This window comes from Mycobacterium sp., from assembly GCF_025933915.1.
Taxonomy (GTDB): Bacteria; Actinomycetota; Actinomycetes; order Mycobacteriales; family Mycobacteriaceae; genus Mycobacterium.
Genome location: NZ_JAICZA010000008.1, coordinates 33,173 through 50,515, shown reverse-complemented (window position 1 = coordinate 50,515; position 17,343 = coordinate 33,173). Strand labels below are relative to the sequence as shown.

12 protein-coding genes are annotated in these 17,343 nt (G+C 67.0%); 6 read left to right on the top strand and 6 right to left on the bottom strand.

Annotation, left to right across the window (positions count from 1 at the left end):
- Nucleotides 1–2: 2 nt before the first annotated feature.
- From Q0W90_RS02330 to Q0W90_RS02320, 3 genes are all read right to left on the bottom strand, one after another.
- A complete protein-coding gene (locus Q0W90_RS02330; protein WP_297594308.1) occupies nucleotides 3–1,505 on the bottom strand; it encodes an O-antigen ligase family protein in 1,503 nt (500 codons plus the stop codon).
- On the bottom strand, nucleotides 1,502–2,977 hold the full coding sequence (locus tag Q0W90_RS02325) for a polysaccharide biosynthesis tyrosine autokinase (RefSeq protein WP_297594310.1): 1,476 nt from the start codon (nucleotides 2,975–2,977) through the stop codon (nucleotides 1,502–1,504). The genes Q0W90_RS02330 and Q0W90_RS02325 overlap by 4 nt, the downstream gene beginning before the upstream one ends.
- 186 nt (nucleotides 2,978–3,163) lie before the next feature.
- A complete protein-coding gene (locus tag Q0W90_RS02320; RefSeq protein ID WP_297772948.1) occupies nucleotides 3,164–4,840 on the bottom strand; it encodes a hypothetical protein in 1,677 nt (558 codons plus the stop codon).
- A 347-nt stretch (nucleotides 4,841–5,187) separates the two neighbouring features.
- Here Q0W90_RS02320 and Q0W90_RS02315 point away from each other — a divergent pair, with 347 nt between their 5' ends.
- Nucleotides 5,188–5,982 carry an FkbM family methyltransferase gene (locus tag Q0W90_RS02315; protein WP_297594314.1) on the top strand — a complete coding sequence of 265 codons (795 nt, stop codon included), beginning with the start codon at nucleotides 5,188–5,190 and terminating at the stop codon, nucleotides 5,980–5,982.
- Nucleotides 5,983–6,000: 18 nt separating this feature from the next.
- Here the strand turns inward: Q0W90_RS02315 and Q0W90_RS02310 are convergent, their stop codons facing one another.
- Entirely contained in the window at nucleotides 6,001–7,866 is a 1,866-nt protein-coding gene (locus tag Q0W90_RS02310; protein ID WP_297594316.1) for a bifunctional diguanylate cyclase/phosphodiesterase, read from the bottom strand.
- 214 nt (nucleotides 7,867–8,080) lie between these two features.
- A complete protein-coding gene (locus Q0W90_RS02305; protein ID WP_297699818.1) occupies nucleotides 8,081–9,715 on the bottom strand; it encodes a hypothetical protein in 1,635 nt (544 codons plus the stop codon).
- 347 nt (nucleotides 9,716–10,062) lie between these two features.
- Here Q0W90_RS02305 and Q0W90_RS02300 point away from each other — a divergent pair, with 347 nt between their 5' ends.
- From Q0W90_RS02300 to Q0W90_RS02290, 3 genes are all read left to right on the top strand, one after another.
- The gene (locus Q0W90_RS02300; RefSeq protein WP_297594318.1) at nucleotides 10,063–11,247 is read left to right on the top strand and encodes an FAD-dependent oxidoreductase; all 1,185 of its coding nucleotides are present in this window, start codon (nucleotides 10,063–10,065) and stop codon (nucleotides 11,245–11,247) included.
- Nucleotides 11,244–12,155 carry an RNA polymerase sigma-70 factor gene (locus Q0W90_RS02295; RefSeq protein ID WP_297594320.1) on the top strand — a complete coding sequence of 304 codons (912 nt, stop codon included), beginning with the start codon at nucleotides 11,244–11,246 and terminating at the stop codon, nucleotides 12,153–12,155. The genes Q0W90_RS02300 and Q0W90_RS02295 overlap by 4 nt, the downstream gene beginning before the upstream one ends.
- A 107-nt stretch (nucleotides 12,156–12,262) precedes the next feature.
- Nucleotides 12,263–13,516: an aminodeoxychorismate synthase component I gene (locus tag Q0W90_RS02290; RefSeq protein WP_297699806.1), complete on the top strand. Its 1,254-nt coding sequence runs from the start codon at nucleotides 12,263–12,265 to the stop codon at nucleotides 13,514–13,516.
- A gap of 1 nt (nucleotide 13,517) precedes the next feature.
- On the opposite strand, the gene rsmI is transcribed toward Q0W90_RS02290, so the two are convergent.
- Nucleotides 13,518–14,357, bottom strand: a complete 840-nt coding sequence (gene rsmI, locus Q0W90_RS02285; RefSeq protein WP_297772945.1) for a 16S rRNA (cytidine(1402)-2'-O)-methyltransferase — start codon at nucleotides 14,355–14,357, stop codon at nucleotides 13,518–13,520.
- 82 nt (nucleotides 14,358–14,439) lie between these two features.
- Between rsmI and Q0W90_RS02280 the strand changes: the two genes are divergently transcribed.
- Both Q0W90_RS02280 and Q0W90_RS02275 read left to right on the top strand, forming a co-directional pair.
- Nucleotides 14,440–15,972 carry a dolichyl-phosphate-mannose--protein mannosyltransferase gene (locus Q0W90_RS02280; protein WP_297772977.1) on the top strand — a complete coding sequence of 511 codons (1,533 nt, stop codon included), beginning with the start codon at nucleotides 14,440–14,442 and terminating at the stop codon, nucleotides 15,970–15,972.
- Nucleotides 15,973–16,066: 94 nt separating this feature from the next.
- The gene (locus Q0W90_RS02275; RefSeq protein ID WP_297698646.1) at nucleotides 16,067–17,266 is read left to right on the top strand and encodes an IS30 family transposase; all 1,200 of its coding nucleotides are present in this window, start codon (nucleotides 16,067–16,069) and stop codon (nucleotides 17,264–17,266) included.
- Nucleotides 17,267–17,343 lie beyond the last annotated feature (77 nt).

Below are 17,343 nucleotides of genomic sequence, written 5' to 3'. Positions count from 1 at the left end.
GCCTAGCTGGAAGCGGCCACACCGGCATCGGCGAGAGTCGGGCCGGGCGTAGCGGTCGGCACCGGCGCGCCGTCGTCCTCGGGCTGGCTGCCCTCCGCGCCCCGGCGGCGCAAACCGGCGTACCCCATCGCCGTCCCCAGCGCGATACCCAACCCCAGGGCGTCCACCGGCATCTCCGGCAATGGCCACACGGCGGATATCGCCAGCAGGCCCGCGGCGACCGCCGCACTGATTTTCGCCGACGAGGACGCGCAGCGCAGCGCCAGGAGCACCGGCGTGAGCGCGAACAGTGCGAACGCCGCCATGCCCACCACCCCGGCCTTGGCCAGCCACCACAGGTAGAAGTTGTGGGAGTAGGCGGGATACAAGTACAGATGGAACTCGTCATCCCCGGTCGGCGGCTGATAGACATACCCCAGGCCATGGCCGAACACCGGGGCTTGGGCGATGGTCTCCTTGAGTAGGTTGATTTCCCGCAGTCGTTCCTGCGCCGAATCGTCCACGGCGAGCGCGCTTGACGACACCCCGCCGAGCACCCGCTGGTTGAAGGCGATGAACTGGTCCGCGAGCCATGCCCCGGTTCCCGTGCCGCGCAGCAAGAACAGCGAACCTGGAACCATCACCGCGATGGTGGCCGCGGCGACTGCGGCGGCGTTGACCATCCGCCGCAGGGCCACCCAGCTCAAGCTGCCAAGTAACGCGACTGCGGCGGCGACCCCCATGGAGATCAGTGTGTTGCGCGAGAAGGACAGCAACGAGATGACCGCCGCGGGCGGACCCAACGCGAGATACATAGCGGGCCTGAACCGGCCGACGATCACGGCGGCGACCAGCGCGCTCAACACGGCGGTAGCCGGCGTCTGGGTGGTCAGGATGATGCGGAGGGCTTGGCGGCCCGTCGTTCCTTCCAGGCTCTCGGCCCGGCCGGCCAGCCGAATGGCAAACAGCGAACTCAGGATTGCCATGCCCGCCGAAAACCACAGAATCACGATCATCACGCGAATCGACCATTTGACGTGACCGCCGTACACGACGAACATCGCCAACACGAACCCGAGGGCCATTTCGAGCATGGTGGTCGATTCACGAAACACCACCAGAGCGGCGTGTCCGACCATGAACCCGGTGGCCGCGGACCATAGCACCGTCATTACCACGATCCCGGGCAGCAGATAATCGGAGAACCGCGTTTTGACGGATGGGATCAGATAGCAGATCGCCAGGACCGCGGCCACGTGGTACGCATAAATCGTCAGCGGGCCAAAGACTTTGCCGACGTGCAAACCTTCCGGCAACGCCGCGAACGCCCCGAACAACGTGACGCCCACCATCCCTTCGGGCTTCACCCAGTACACGACCACGCAGAACAACGCGGCGGTGAGCAGCACTCCCTCGGTGGTTCGACGCACCGAGAGGATGCCGAACACGAAGCACCCGAACGCGAACGCCGCCAACAGGACCCCGTCCACCGCCAAGCGATGACGTGCCCGAAGGTAGGGGATCACGCCGGCCTGCTGACCTTCGACCGATAGGCGCGGTCGGCGGCCCTGATGTGCAGCGACGGGCGGGCATCGGTCAGCACAGTGCCGACGACGTGTGCGCCAGCACCATGCAGGGCGGTCAACGCGTCCTTGAGTTCGTCGGCGGTCGTGCGTTTGGCCCGGACCACCAACACCGTGGCTTGGACGGCGCCGGCCAGCAGGCCGGCGTCTGCCGTCGCGAGCACCGGCGGTCCGTCGACCACGATCCGATCAAAACGTGACGACAATCCCTGCAGCACCCGGTCGATCACTTCCGGCAGATACGCGCTGGGCGGCAAACTCTCGCGCCGAGTCGACCGCGACGCGAGAACGAACAGCTTCGAGATCGGCGTCGGCTTCACCACCTGGGCGGCGCTGTCGGGGTTGGCGAGCGCGCTGGCCAGCCCCTCCCCCGATTCGACCCGCAGCAGGCCGGCGATCACATGTCGGCGACTGTCGCCTTCGACAAGCAGTGCGTCTTCGCCCATCTCGGCAAGCGCGAGCGCGAGGTTCATCGCCGTCGTCGTCGTGCCTTCGCCACCGAACGGCCCCGTCACCAGCACCCGGCGGCCATCCGGTCCCATCGCCCGCAGCAACCGGGCACGCATGCCTCGCACGGCATCGTCGAACGCGGTGTCGGTGCCGAACCGTGGAGTCCCACCGCGCTTTCCGGGCAGCTCGGCCAGAACGGGCAGATTCGAGAGTTGTTCGAGCTTCGCGCGGGTGCGGACGGTGCGGTCGCCGCCCTCGCGGGTCAGCGCGACCGCGATGGCAAGAAGCACACCGGCGATGAACCCGATCAACATGTTGCGCATCGGTACTGGGGAAACCGGAAACGTCGGTACACGCGGCGGCTCGACCACCGTCGCATGGGCGCCCGGCACCGGCTTGCCATTTGGCTGCAACGCCCCCGGCGCTCCCGCCGGCGAGCTCTGCGGCGGAGGCTGCGCCGGGGGCGTCTCACCGGTATCGGGTCGTACGCCCGGCGTTGCCGGTGCCGGCATAGCGATCGGGCCCTGAGCCGGGCTGAGCGTCGGCAGGATCGCGCTGAACTGATTGGCCATGGCGCCCGCCAGTGCGGCGGCACGCGCCGGATCGGTGTCTCTGACACTGATCGTGAAGAGCACCGATTTCGGGGTGTACTTCACCTGGGTTTGACTCAGCAGATCGTCGGGCCTCATCGAAAGTTGAAGCTGGCGGATTGCGTGCTCGGCCACGACACGTCCGCCGGCGATCTGGGCGTACGACGACAGCCGTTCCTGCGCGGCCTGCGTGCCGTTGTACAACTCGTTCAGGTCGGTCGCGCCGGAAAATGAGATGAGGACCGTGGCCGACGACTGGTAGTGCTTCGTCTGCAGAGCCGTCACGAACGCGGCGCCGATGGTACAGGCCAGCAGCGCGGTGACTGCGAGTTTCCAGTGGGCTCCGAGAATCCGGACAAAGGTACGGAAATCCATCGGCTGGTAACCTTTCTCAGAGCTTATGGCGCGAATAGCGTCATTCAGATTTCCTCGCACCGGACGCGCATACCCCAATGCAGATTATGCAGCATCCTCATGCAGGGTTTGCCGGAATCGGCGTCGTGCGTACGGGCAGGTTTTCGGGGGCCTACCCGGCGCGCCGGTTATGTCTGTTGGGCGGGGTCAGGGGGTGCGATTGGGCGCATCGCGGGGCATGTCGAGGGTCGCGATCGGATAGCATCCGGCGCCATCGCGCCCGTCGCGCGCCAACCGCATGGGCGGGTAATTCACGACGTGCGACGCGTCGGGCTTGTGCTGTTGCCAATCCACCGATGCGCACAGCGTGTAGTGCCCGGGCGTGAGGTCCGCCAGGTCGATGTGAACGGACTCGGTGGACGTCGCCGGGTCCGGCTCCTTACGGGAGCCGTCCGCGGATTGGCCGTGCACCAGGGATTTCAGCGCCACAGTCGAGGGAAGCGTGCGGATCACCGTCCCCAGGAAGTCGACCAGCCGGTAGCTCGGGACCCAGTTCTCGGTGGTGGCGGCGGCGCCGTAGTTGGTCCAGTTGACGGTCAGCGTCGCCTTCCCGTCACTCACCGATGGCGAGCCCTGCCGCGCCTCGACCGAATACCGGTACCCGGCGGCCACGTTGGCCTGCGCCCACAGCAGATACAAAGCCGGGTCCATCGGCGCGGTCGCATCCACGGCCGGGAAGTTGTAACTCGATGTCATCGACACGTGGTATCTGATGACGTCGTTGAGGCCCTTTTGGTAATAGGACCGCGGATCGGTTCCCTGGGGGAGCTGGCACCATTCGGTGATCATCGGCGCCGAGGCCATGCGGTTTCTCAGTGCGCTGACTAGCGGATCCTTCGACTGCAGATAATGCGAACCATCCCTTTCGGCCCAGGCGGGCAGCGGATCCTGAACACCCAGGCAATCCGCGCGGATACCCACCGGCGCGGACAGCTTCTTCGTGACGTCGTCGGCGATCAACTGACGGACAATCTCCGGGTTCAGCGCCGTCGTCACCAATTGCGTGTGGGGAAAGGCGCTTACCGTCGCCGCAACCAACTGCCGAATGGATCCGACGGTGATGTTCTGGTCACGAAATTGGCTGTAATAGCCCAGCTTCGCGACGCTCTCCTCGGGAGCGGGCCCCGGTGCGCCCAGCGTGTCACGCAGATACGAGATGTGGTTCTCGCTGAAATCCCCGTAACCGGAGAACTCAAAAATGCTCAGTCGCTCGTCGCCGTCGTAACGGTGGCCCAGCGCGGCCAACAGCTGGCTGAAAGCGTTCAGGTAATTCGGGTCGTTCCAGTTCGGAACGACCTGCGTCACACCGGGTGTCCACCAATATCGTTGTGGACCGGTGTAGTTGGTGGCCGCCGGGCGCACCCAGTCGGGCATCGCGATATTGGTGTTGTTCGGATAGACGGTGTCGCAACAGGAGTTGTAGGCGACCACGCGCAGCGTCAGGCGCATATTGCGACTAGCCAGTTTCGTCAGCGCATCGTCGATCGCGCTGAAATCGAATTTTCGATCGTCGGGAGCGTCGGGCGGCAGTGTGCTCGGATCGGTCGGCTGCAACTGTCGCCAGGGGATGCGCAGACTGGCGTCAGACGACGCAGGCCACGCCGGATACCGATGCTGCGCGGGATTGCCTTGCGGGAAAAGCGGTTGCAAGAGATCTTCGTACTGGCCGCGTAGCGGATTCGGTACGTCCTGCACGGACAACCCTATGGCGGGGCTGGCGATCGCGGTCAGTGGCTCAAAGCCACCGCGATGACCGCATCCGCTCAGCACCAACGCCACGCACACGCCAACGACAACTACGTTCTTCCTCATTGTCCGGACCATAGTGCTCGTGCTAAACCGCGTCCGGCCGCACCGACGCGCGGCGGGTGATGAACCGCGTCGGCATGCGCCGCCAGAACGCACCGTGTCCATCACATGCATCGACTGTTACCTCTCTGGCGACTCGTGTTTCGCGACGGCCATGGGCCGTTGCCTGACATCACGTCGCCACGCGGGATATCAAGGGTGACAACAGGGTAGCGTCCGACCCCGGAACGCATCGGTAAATCCGGGCTCCCATCCAAAACGTCGTCGCCGTGCAGCTTTCCATCCGCCCCGCGTGGCGCATTGTGCGCGGCCGGCATCGACTAAGCTGGTGACTTCGCATATCGGGCAGGAGATCGTCGCAGATGTCTGTCGCACGCTCGGCCAAACGTCGGCTCGAGCCTGCGGCAAAAAGACTCGCACCGCGCCTGTTCTGGCGGCGCAGATTCCGCATCTTGGAACGTCTGGGTCAATCGCGCCCGGACATACGGCTGGTGGCGTCGTTGTGCGAACCAAGCCGGATCTCACTGGACATCGGAGCCGATCTCGGCGAGTTCACGATCGCGATGTTGGCGTCGTCGCGATCGGTGATCGCGTTCGAACCCCGGCCGGCCCAGGCCCACGATCTGGCGGCGATGTTCGACGCGGTCGGGGCCGCCGTCCGGGTGGAGGCGGTGGCGTTGTCGGACAAACCCGGCACGACGGCCATGCGGGTGGTCGAGGGCGAGCCGGGCCGAAGCACCATCGACGCCGGCAACAAACTGGGCGACGTGAGCGGGGGCAACATTCGCAGCATCGACGTGCCGGTCAAACGCCTCGACGATCTCTCCCTGGACGACGTCGGCCTGATCAAGATCGACGTCGAAGGCCATGAAATCGCAGTATTGCACGGCGCCACACAGACGCTCGCACGCAACCGACCGTCGATTGTCGTGGAAGCCGAGGAACGCCATCACCCCAACGCCATCGCCGAGATCACCGGGCTGCTGACCGGACTCGGCTACGCCGGTTACTTCGATCTCGATGGCGCTCGGCGGACCATAACGGACTTCGACGCGGCAAAACATCAGGATCCGGCCAACGTCGGCAGCCGCGAGGACGGCTGGGTCGGCCACGGCATCTACGTCAACAACTTCGTCTTCTTGCCCAACGAAGTCTAAGCGACCAGCGTTGTGATGCTAGATCGAGCCCAGTGACGATGACTCGGGGTCGGCGAGAAACGGCATCGGCATCCAGCGCGCGGACAGCAGCGCTTCCATCGCATCGCCGGGGAGGGGACGCGACAACAGGAAGCCTTGCGCGCGGTGGCACCCATGTTGCATCAAAGTCAATGCGGCAGCGGGTGTCTCGACTCCCTCGGCGACGACTTCCAGGCCGAACGCCTCGGCGAGCCCGATGATGGCGCGGACGATGGCCAGGTCACCGGCGTCGGTGTCCACGTCGCGTACGAACCCGGCATCGATCTTGAGCATGTCGACCGGCAGGGACTTCAGGTGGGACAGCACGGCGTAACCGGTGCCAAAATCGTCGATGGCGATCTGCACACCAACTTCCTTGAGCTCCGACAAGGTGTTTCGGGTGGTTTCGATGTCGTGCACCACGGCGCGTTCGGTGATCTCCAGGCACACCGATCCGGCATCGATCCCGAACTCGCCGATCGTGTCGGCGACGCTTTCCGCAAAACCACGACTGATCAGCTGTATGGGCGACACATTGATGCGCAGCATGGCGCCGTGCCCGATACCGTCGGCGCGCCACCGGCTGAAGTCGGCGCAGGCGCTGCGCATCACCCACCCGCCCAGCGGCGCGGCCAGGTTGGTCGATTCGGCCACACCGATGAACGAGTCGGGCAGCAGCAGCCCCCAAATCGGGTGCCGCCAGCGCACCAGCGCCTCCGCACCCACGATGGCACCGGTCCACAGGTCGACCTCGGGCAGGTAATCCAGGAGCAGACCTTCGCTTTCGATGTCGCCTTGCAGGTGTAGCTCGATGTCGTTGCGGAAGGCCCGCTTGAGCGACATGTCATCGGTGGACACCGCCGTCTGGTTGCCGCCGGCACGCTTGGCCGTCAACACGGCCTCGTCCGCCCGACGAAGCAGATCGGCGCAGTTGTCCGCCCCGGGCGTGCCCACCGCCAGCCCGATGCTGACGGTCCGGCTGATCACGTGGCCGCCGATGGTCAGGCGATCGCACAGCATCGACGACAGGCGGCGCGCGAACGCCTCCGCGGTCTCCTGCGACATCGGCTGGTCGGGAATGACGACGAACTCATCACCACCGAGCCGGGCGATCATGCTCGGCGTTCCCGCGCACTCCTCGATGCGCTGCGCGAAGACCCTGATGAACCAGTCACCCGCGGCGTGGCCGAGGTAGTCGTTGATCGGCTTGAGCCGGTCGAGGTCGAGGTAGAAGACCGCGACGGGGCCGGGGCCTCCCGCCACGAGGCGCTGCGACAGGTGCGCCACCAGCGCCCGGCGGTTGTACACACCGGTCAGGTCGTCGTGCTCGGCGAGATAGCGGAGCCGCTCTTCGGCAGCGATGCGCGCCTGGAGCTGCGCAAATAGGGCGGCCACCGCCTCGAGCGTGTAGACCTCCTCTTGTCTCCACTTGCGGGCACCGAACTTGACGAAGCCGAGCACACCGGTGCACGCGTCGCTGGACACCAGCGGCGCGGCGGCCACCGAGGGCGACGCGGGTGCTTTGCCCCGGCGCAGCGAGCGGCGGACCCACCCGTCGGGCTGATCCGGCTGGGTCACCACCGGCTTCCGGTCGCGCTCACATTGGGTGAACACCGGCTCGAGGCCGTCCAATTGCAGAGCGGCCATCGAATCCGGATCCGGGCCGTCGGTCCGGCGTGGCCATTCGGCAACCAACACCGAAGCCGCAGCGTCGTCGTCGTGGTGGCGCAGGAAGCTGGCGTCCACGTCGAACTGCTCGACGAGCTGCGCGAGTACCTTTTCGCTGACCGAGGTCGCGGTGGCGGCCGTGGCCTCCATCAGCTGAGTGGCGACGGAGGTGACCACCAGGTTCAGGCTGCGTGGCACGGAGTCCTCCGATACGGGGCACACATCCCGTCTGGATCCCCGCTGAGCGTGCCCACGCATTTCTCGACGGTTCGCTCGATCGTTTGCTGGTTGAATTTCGACCCACCAGGTCAGGAGGCGGAAATCCGTTTGAGAACGGTATCACGCACGGCCCCATCCATCCGGGGTTACGAAAAGCTCGCACCGAACGAGAAATCGCTACGGCCCAAATACGTCACTGATCGTTTGCTGAGGCCGAGTCGCTCGGGATGTCAAGTGTGGCAATCGGGTACAGGCCGGAGCCGTCACGGCCGTCCCGGGCCAGGGCCATGGGTGCGTAGTTGACGACGTGCGAGGCGCCCGGTTTGTGCTGCCGCCATTCGACGGAGGCCCGCAGCGTGTAGTGACCCGGCGCCAGGCCGGTGACGTCGACGTGCACTGACTCGCTCGACGACTCCGGAACGGGCTCCTCACGCGATTGGCTGGTCTCGTCGTGGACGAGCTTGCGCAGATTCACGGTCGCCGGCAGGCTGCGAACCACCGCTCCGGAGAAGTCCACCAGCTTGTAACCGGGCTCCCACTGCTCGATGGCCGCCGCCGAGCCGTAGTTGGTCCAGGCCACCGAGATCGTCGCCACCTTGCCCTGGATCGCCTGCGATCCCGGCTTCGCCTCGACCGAGTACCGGTAGCCGGCGGAGGTATTGGCCTTGCCCCACAACAGAAACAGCTTGGGATCCATGGCCGACGTCGCATCCCGGTCGGGGAAGTCGGCGCTCGAGGTCATCGACACGTGGTACCTGATGACGTCGTGCAGCCCCTTCTCGTAGTAGGACCGGGGGTCGGCACCGTTGGGCAACCGGCACCACTGGCTGACCACCAACGCCGAGGTGAGCCGCTGCTTGATCGCGTTGACGACGGCATCGTTGGAACGCACGTAATGAGAGTCGCTGGCCTCGGCCCACTCCGGCAGCGGCGCCTGCACGCCGAGGCAATCCGCGCGGATGCCCACGGGCGCGGCCAATTTCTTGCTGACGTCGTCGGCGAACAATTCGCGGACGACCTCCGGATTCTGCGGAGCCACCACCAATTGCGTGTGCGGGAACGCATTCGCGTTCGCCGCGACCAACTGCGCAATGGAGGCTTTGGTGATGCTCTGGTCGCGGAACTGGCTGTAATAGCCCAGCTTTGCCATGCTGTCGTCGGGTATGGGGCCCGGCGCGCTCAGCGAATCGCGCAGATACCCGACTTGGTTCTGGCCGAAGTCACCGTACCCGGAGAACTCGAACACACTGAGTCGCTCGTCGCCGTCATATCGCCGGCCGAGCGCGGCCAGTAGTTGACCGACTCCGTTGAGGTAGTCGGGGTCGTTGAAATTCGGCACCACGTGGGTGACGCCCGGCGCGGAACTCTTCGGCGACGCGGGATAGCTGGCGGCGGACGGGCGCATCCAGTCCGGAATCGCGATGTTGGTGTCGTCCGGATAGGAGTCGTTGCAACAGGACTTGTAGACGTACACGCCGAGGGTCAGGCGCATGTTCCGGGTCCCGACCTTGGCCAGCGCGTCGTCGATCACGCTGAAATCGAACCTGCGGTCGTCGGGCGCATCGGGGGGCAGCGTGCGCGGATCGACGGGCTGCAACTGCCGCCACGAGACACGCAGGCTGGCATCGTAGGACGCGGGCCAGGGTGAGTATCGCTGCTGTGCCGAATTTCCCTGCGGGAAAAGCGGATTCAGCATTTCCTCATATTGGCCGCGCAGCGGGTTCGAGATCTCCTGCGCCGTCGGCGGGATGGCCGGACTGACCATCGCGGACAGCGGCCCGGGATCGCTCTGACCGCCGCATCCGCTCAACGCCAGCGCCGCGCACACGACAGCGACGAGCGCGCTCGTTCGCAATGAACACGACGTCAAGGTTGCTTCTCCCAATACACACCGATGCGCACTGAAGTGGCCCCATCTTCGCGGGTTGTCTGGTGCGTGTATCCGGCCCTGGGGGCGGGCCACGAATTGGCGTAGCGCAGCGTATCACGCGGGTTCGGCCGTTGCTCCGCTGCAGCTCAACGGGGGTGTGCTCCGGCTTGGCCCCCCGTGACCCCTTGCGGCGCCTGTCGCCCCGCAGGGCGCCGTGAGACGGGTCACAATTGCGGGCAAGCCTGTCACGCTCGGCCGGCCTGCGGTGTCTCAAGGGCACAGGTCCTCACGAATAGGAGACAGCCATGACCGAGGTGGCCCCCCAAAAGAACCATGTCGTCGTAATCGGCGGCGGATACGCCGGAACGCTGGCCGCTAACCACCTGCGCCAGCGGTCGGACATCAACATCACGCTGGTGAACCCCCGGCCGGTCTTCGTGGAACGGATCCGGTTGCACCAATTGGTCGCCGACACCGGCACGGCGACCGCCGATTACGCGACGCTGCTCGGCGACGGGATACGGCTGGTCGTCGACGCGGTCGAGGCCATCGAGCCCGTCGCCCGGCGCGTTCTGCTGAGCTCGGGCGCCGAGCTGAATTACGACTACCTGATCTATGCCGTGGGAAGCACCGGCGTGACGCCATCGATTGTGCCGGGCTTCGCCGAATTCGCGCATTCGGTCGCCGACCTGGAAAGCGCGCAGCGGCTGCACTTTGCGCTTACCGATCTGCCGCTGCCCGCACCCGTCACCGTGGTCGGCGGCGGGCTGACCGGCATCGAGACCGCCTCCGAGCTGGCCGAGCAGGGACGCCCGGTGACGCTGGTCTGCGGCCCCGTACTCGGACCGTCGCTGAGCAAGCGGGGCCGGCACTCGGTGGCCAAGCGGCTGCGACGCCTCGGTGTCAACGTGCTGGAATCCGTCGCGGTGGCCGAGGTGCGCTGGGATCACGTGGTGCTCACCGACGGCGTCGCGCTGCCCAGCGCGGCCACCGTCTGGACGGCCGGATTCGCCGTGCCGGATCTCGCCGCGCGCAGCGGGCTGCGCACCGACCCGATGGGCCGGCTGCTCACCGACGAAACGCTCACCAGCATCGACGACCACCGCATCGTCGCCGCCGGTGACGCCGCCGCGCCATCCGGCCAGCCGTTGCGGATGAGCTGCCAGGCCGCCGGGCCGATGGGCGCCCAGGCCGCCAACACCGTGCTCAGCCGCATCGCCGGAGACGCGCCGGCGGCGCTGAGCCAGGCGTTCGTCGGGCAGTGCATCAGCCTGGGCCGCTCGGACGCCACCTTCCAGCTGGCGCGCACCGATGACACCCCGGTGAACATGTTCCTGGCTGGCCGGGCGGCCGCGTCGCTCAAGGAAGCGATTTGCAAGGGCACGCTGTGGGCGATCCGGCGCGAGGCCGCCAAGCCAGGTTCGTATCTCTGGCTCAAGGGCGGCAAGCGGCCCGCGCCGTCACCGGCCGACGAGGTCGCCGCGCGATGACCCGCTCGCCGAGCGGCAGTGAGCACGCCGAACGGTTCACCGTTCTGCGGCCACTGCTGTTCACCATCGCCTACGAGATGCTGGGCTCGGCAACCGAGGCCGACGACGTGCTGCAGGACAGCTATCTGCGGTGGTCGGCCGTCGACTTGGCGACGGTGCGCGACACCAAGTCGTATCTGGCCCAGCTGGTCACCCGCCAGGCGCTCAACGCACTGCGGGCCGACGCCCGGCGCCGCGAGGAGTACGTGGGCCCCTGGCTGCCCGAGCCGTTGCTCCTCGACGAGCAGGACCCTTCCGCTGATGTCGTTCTCGCAGAGTCGATTTCGATGGCGATGCTGGTCTTGTTGGAGACGCTGAGCCCCGACGAGCGAGCCGTGTTCGTGCTGCGCGAGGTGTTCGGCTTCGATTACGGCGAGATCGCCCAGGCGGTGGGCAAACCGGCCCCCACCGTGCGACAGGTCGCGCACCGGGCCCGCGAACATGTGCGGGCCCGGCGGAAGCGGTTCGATGCGGCGGACCCGGAGCGCAACGCCGAGATCACGGCGCAGTTCCTGGCCTCGGCGGCCAGCGGCGACGTGGAGACGCTGATGACGATGCTCGCCCCGGACGCCACCTGGACGGCCGACAGCGGCGGCGTGGTGAGCGCCGCCCGCCGGCCGGTGGTCGGCGCGGAGCGGGTGGCCCGGGCGATCGCCGGGCTGATGCGCAGGGCCGCGGAGATGGCCACGCTGCGGGTGGACATGGTGACCTGCAACAGCGCCCCGGCGGTGTTGCTGTACCTCGGCGAACAACTCGAAGGCGTGATCACGCTGGAGATCGCCGACGGGAAGATCACCAACTTCTACGTCATGCGCAACCCGCGGAAACTGGCCGCGCTGGCCAGCGCCCGCGACATCAGCCGCGGCTGAGCGTGGCGATCGCAAACGCGGCGTAGCCGGGTGCAGCGGATCGCCACCATCCGACCAGTGGCCGATACCGGGGGTGCGGAAATCCGCCGCTCTGTCAAGCTAAGGCAGTGCGCATCGACCGGCTCGGCGATCTTGGCGCCGCACCCCAGGTGCTGCGCGCCGTGGGTGACGCCACGACCCGGCTCGGTCTTCCGCCGCCGGCCGCGCTGACCGGCGAGTGGTTCGGCGCCCTGGCGCTGATCGCGCCGAGCCTGTCGGTGCGGCCGGTGGATGCCGACGACGTGTTCGCTGTCCAGCTGGGATCGCGGAAGCTCGAGCCGCACGCGGTGGGCGGCGGGTGGATCGGCTACCTGTCTTATCCCGATCGGGGTGCCGACGCCCGGCCGAATCGGATTCCCGAGGCCGCCGGCGGCTGGACGGACTGCGTGCTGCGCCGCGACCGCGACGGGCACTGGTGGTACGAGAGCCTCTCCGGCGCCCCGATGCCCGGTTGGCTCACCACCGCGCTGGCCGCGCCGACCACACCCGCGCGCGACTGCCGGATCGACTGGGGCATCGCCGACCGGGCGGCGCACCGCGACGGGGTGCTTGCCTGCCTGGAAGCCATCCGCGCCGGCGAGGTCTACCAGGCGTGCGTGTGCACCCAATTCACCGGCACGGCCGGCGGTTCCTCGCTGGACTTCTTCATCGACGGCGTCGCGCGCACCTCTCCGGCCCGGGCCGCCTACGTCGCGGGCCCGTGGGGCGCGGTGGCGTCCCTGTCCCCGGAACTTTTCCTGCGGCGTCGCGGGACGGACGTCATTTCCAGCCCGATCAAGGGCACCTTGCCACTGGACGCCTGGCCGTCAGCGCTACGCGCCTCGGCCAAAGAGGTGGCCGAAAACATCATGATCGTCGACCTGGTCCGCAACGATCTCGGCCGGGTGGCGATCGTCGGCTCGGTGACCGTCCCGGAACTGTTGGTGGTGCGGCGCGCACCAGGCGTGTGGCACCTGGTGTCCACGGTGGCGGCCCAGGTCCCCGTCGAGCTGCCGACGTCGGCGCTGCTGGACGCCACCTTCCCGCCGGCCTCGGTCACCGGGACACCCAAACACCGTGCCCGCCAACTGCTCTCGCAGTGGGAACCGCGTCGTCGCGGAATATATTGCGGCACCATCGGCTTGGCCTCTCCGGTGGCCGGATGCGAACTCAATGTCGCGATCCGCACCGTCGAATTCGACGCCGCGGGTGGTGCGGTGCTGGGCGTCGGCGGCGGGATCACCGCCGATTCCGACCCGGACGCCGAGTGGGCCGAATGCCTGCACAAGGCGTCGCCCGTCGTCGGCCTGGCGTCCATCGCGATGGCCAGCCAGGCCGGCTGAGCTATCCGGAGCGGCGGGACTGCAGGACCGCGTCGTAAAGCTGGCGCGACCGCACCCCGGGGTGGGCGCCCGCCACCTCCCCGCACGCGTCCTTGACGCGGGCACCGCCCGCGACCAGCGCCTCGACCTCGGCCACCAGCGACGGCAGGTCGGCGCGCGGGGTGGCGCCGGCCAGCACCACGGTGATCTCCCCGAGCACACCGTCGGCCGCCCACGCCGCCAGCTCGTCGAGCGATCCGCGCACCACTTCCTCGTGCACCTTGGTCAATTCCCGGCAGATCGCGGCGCGGCGTGCGCCGCCGAGCCGCTCGACCGCGTCATGCAAACACGCGGACAACCGGCGCGGTGATTCGAAGAAGACGCAGGTGCGTCGCTCGTCGGCCAGCGAGTCCAGCCAGGTCCGTCGCGCCGCCTTTTTGCGGGGCGCGAACCCCTCGAAGCAGAACTTCTCCGCCGGCAGGCCGGACAGGGCCAGCGCGGTGGTCACCGCCGAGGGCCCCGGCAGGCAGTGCACCGGCAGGCCGGCCTCCACACACGCCGTTACCAGCCGGAAGCCGGGGTCGCTGATCACCGGCATCCCGGCGTCGCTGACCACCAGCACGGTCGCGCCCGCCCGGATCGCCTCGATCACCGAATCCACGCGGATGGCCTCGACGCGGTCGAACATGCTGATCACCCGGCCGGTGATTTTCACCTCCAGGGCGTTGGCCAGCGTCCGCACCCGACGGGTGTCCTCGGCGGCCACCACGTCGGCTCGGGCCAGCGCGTCCAGGAGACGAGGCGAGGCATCCGACGGCTGGCCCAAGGGGGTCGCGCCCAGCAACAGGCGGCCGGTGGTCATGAGCGACAGCCTACGATCGACACCGATGACTGCCCCGCCCCGCGAATCCCCCTTGACCATCGAGGGCGCCGAAAAGGAGCGCGTGGTCCCCGTCGTGAGTCCCGGTCCGCGGGTTCCGGTGGCCGATTTCGGGCCGACCGATCACGTCCGCGGCTGGGTGGTGACCGGCGTGATCACCCTGGTGGCCGCGGTGACCCGATTCCTGAATCTGGGCTCACCCACCGATGTGGGCACCCCGGTCTTCGACGAAAAGCATTACGCGCCGCAGGCCTGGCAGGCGCTGCACAACCACGGGGTGGAAGACAATCCGGGGTTCGGCCTTGTGGTGCACCCGCCGGTGGGCAAGCAGCTCATCGCGGTCGGCGAGGCGATCTTCGGCTACAGCGGTATCGGCTGGCGGTTCACCGGCGCGTTGCTCGGCGTGGTCATGGTGGCGCTGGTGATGCGGATCGTCCGCCGGATCAGCCGGTCGACGCTGGTCGGCGCGGTCGCCGGGGTGCTGGTCATCTGCGACGGCGTCAGCTTCGTCGCGTCGCGGACCGCGCTGCTCGACGGCATCCTCACGTTCTTCGTGGTCGCCGCGTTCGGCGCGCTGATCGTCGACCGCGACCAGGTTCGGCAACGAATGCACGTCGCGCTACTGCAGGGCCGCAACGCGGATACGGTATGGGGCCCACGGCTGGGCGTGCGGTGGTGGCGCCTCGGCGCCGGGGTCCTGCTCGGATTGGCTTGCGGCACAAAATGGTCCGGCCTGTACTTCGTGATCTTTTTCGGCGCGATGTCGCTGGCGTTCGACGTGGCCGCGCGCCGCCAGTACCAGGTCGACCGGCCCTGGCTGGGCACCCTGCGGCGCGATTTCGTCCCCACCGGTTATGCGCTGGGCCTGATCCCGGTGTTGGTGTACCTGGCCAGTTACGCGCCGTGGTTCGCCTCCGAGACCGCGATCGATCGGCACGAGGTGGGCCAGACGATCGGCCCGCATTCGGTGATCCCGCTGCCCGACGCCATCCGATCGCTGTGGCACTACTCCGCCAAGGCTTTCCAATTCCACGCCAGCTTGACGAATTCGGCCGGCAATTACCACCCGTGGGAATCGAAGCCGTGGAGCTGGCCGATGTCGCTGCGGCCGGTGCTCTACGCCATCGACCAGCAGAACGTGCCCGGGTGCGGCGCGCAATCCTGCGTCAAGGCCCAGATGCTGGTGGGCACGCCGGCGATGTGGTGGCTGGCGGTGCCGGTCTTGGTCTTCGCGTTGTGGCGCATGCTGGTGCGCCGCGACTGGCGTTACGCCGCTGTGCTGGTTGGCTATTGCGCCGGATGGCTGCCGTGGTTCGCCGACATCGATCGGCAGATGTACTTCTTCTACGCGGCGACGATGGCGCCGTTCCTGGTGATGGCCATCGCGCTGATTTGCGGCGACGTCCTTTACACCCCTGGCGCCCCCGCCCGCGGGCTCGGGGTGAACTCGGAACGACGCACGCTGGGCCTGATCGCCGTCTGCGCCTACGTGGCGTTGGTGGTGACCAACTTCGCCTGGCTGTTCCCGGTGCTCACCGGTATGCCGATTTCGCAGCAGACGTGGAATATGGAGATCTGGCTGCCCAGCTGGCGATGATGTCTTTGCCGCGCCGCGAGACTGTAACTAGCGACGGCGTCACTCGGGCGGATTCATACGGTCAGTGCAACATTTCCTGATTTTGGAGGTTGCAATGCCGACTGGGTATCCGGCTGCGCGGGCGCTGCGCTGGCGGTTGTTTGATCTGGTGTGCTCGGGCACGTCGATGTCTGAGGCCGAGCGGCGGCTGGGTGTGTCGCGCAACGTCGGTCAAGCGTGGTGGGGCAAAGCTGGGGCAATGAAGTTGCAGATGGGCCGACGGGGCCGACTGGGTTTGCTCGAACCGGGCAACATGTCCTTGCCTGGCGGCGCGGGTCATCGGATCAGCGTCAAGGAACGCGTCGAGATCATGCGTGGCCGTGACGCCGGCCTGAGCAACACTGAGATCGCTGAGCGACTCGGCCGCGACCGCACGACGATCTACCGCGAAATTCGGCGTAACTGCAACCCCGACGGCGATTACCACGCCTTGCTGGCGCATGCCCGGGCATCTCAGAACGCCCAGCGGCCCAAGGAATTCAAGCTCAACGACACCCGGTTGTGCGCTGCCATCGAAAGGTGGATGGACGACGGGTGGAGCCCGAAGCTGATCGCCGAGATGTTGGCCCGTGATCATCCCAATGACAGGCTGGCACGGGTGAGCCACGAGACCATCTACAAGTGCCTCTACGTCCAAAGCCGCGGCCAACTGCGCGCCGATCTCAACAAATGCTTGTCGACCAAACGAGGGGCCCGCAAGCCCCGTGACCACACCGAGCACCGCGGAAAGTTCAGTGATGTGATCACCATCAGCCAGCGTCCCGCCGAGGTGGATGACCGTGCGGTGCCGGGACATTGGGAAGGTGATCTGATCCTGGGCGCCGGGTGCACCAGTGCGATCGGCACCCTGGTTGAACGCAGCACCCGATTCACCATCTTGTTGCACCTACCCAACGACCACACCGCCGATTCGGTGGCCACCGCGATGATCGAGGCGATGAATGAGCTGCCGGCTCATCTGCGTCGTACCGTCACCTGGGACCGCGGCAGTGAAATGGCCACCTGGCACGACATCAGCCTGCAGCTGCAGGCCCCCGTCTATTTCTGCGATCCCCATTCACCCTGGCAGCGTGGCAGTAACGAGAACACCAACCGGCTACTGCGGTTCTGGTTCGAAAAGGGCACCGACCTATCGGGTTACTCCAAGGCCGACCTCAAACGAGTTCAGGACAAGCTCAACAGCCGACCCCGACCCACCCTCGACCTCGACACACCCGCACAACGCCTCACCGCCCTGATCAGCCAAGCCGCCTAAATGTTGCATCCACCACTTGACTTTGAGTCGGTAAACGCGTCGCCAATTACAGTTTCGCGGCGGTCCTGAGGCAGGAG

Bases quoted from the DNA above. Each gene is read 5' to 3' on its own strand.
- Q0W90_RS02325 (WP_297594310.1), bottom strand. From the start codon at position 2,977: ATGGATTTCCGTACCTTTGTCCGGATTCTCGGAGCCCACTGGAAACTC.
- Q0W90_RS02320 (WP_297772948.1), bottom strand. From the start codon at position 4,840: ATGGTCCGGACAATGAGGAAGAACGTAGTTGTCGTTGGCGTGTGCGTG.
- Q0W90_RS02315 (WP_297594314.1), top strand. From the start codon at position 5,188: ATGTCTGTCGCACGCTCGGCCAAACGTCGGCTCGAGCCTGCGGCAAAA.
- Q0W90_RS02300 (WP_297594318.1), top strand. From the start codon at position 10,063: ATGACCGAGGTGGCCCCCCAAAAGAACCATGTCGTCGTAATCGGCGGC.
- Q0W90_RS02295 (WP_297594320.1), top strand. From the start codon at position 11,244: ATGACCCGCTCGCCGAGCGGCAGTGAGCACGCCGAACGGTTCACCGTT.
- rsmI (WP_297772945.1), bottom strand. From the start codon at position 14,357: ATGACCACCGGCCGCCTGTTGCTGGGCGCGACCCCCTTGGGCCAGCCG.
- Q0W90_RS02275 (WP_297698646.1), top strand. From the start codon at position 16,067: ATGCCGACTGGGTATCCGGCTGCGCGGGCGCTGCGCTGGCGGTTGTTT.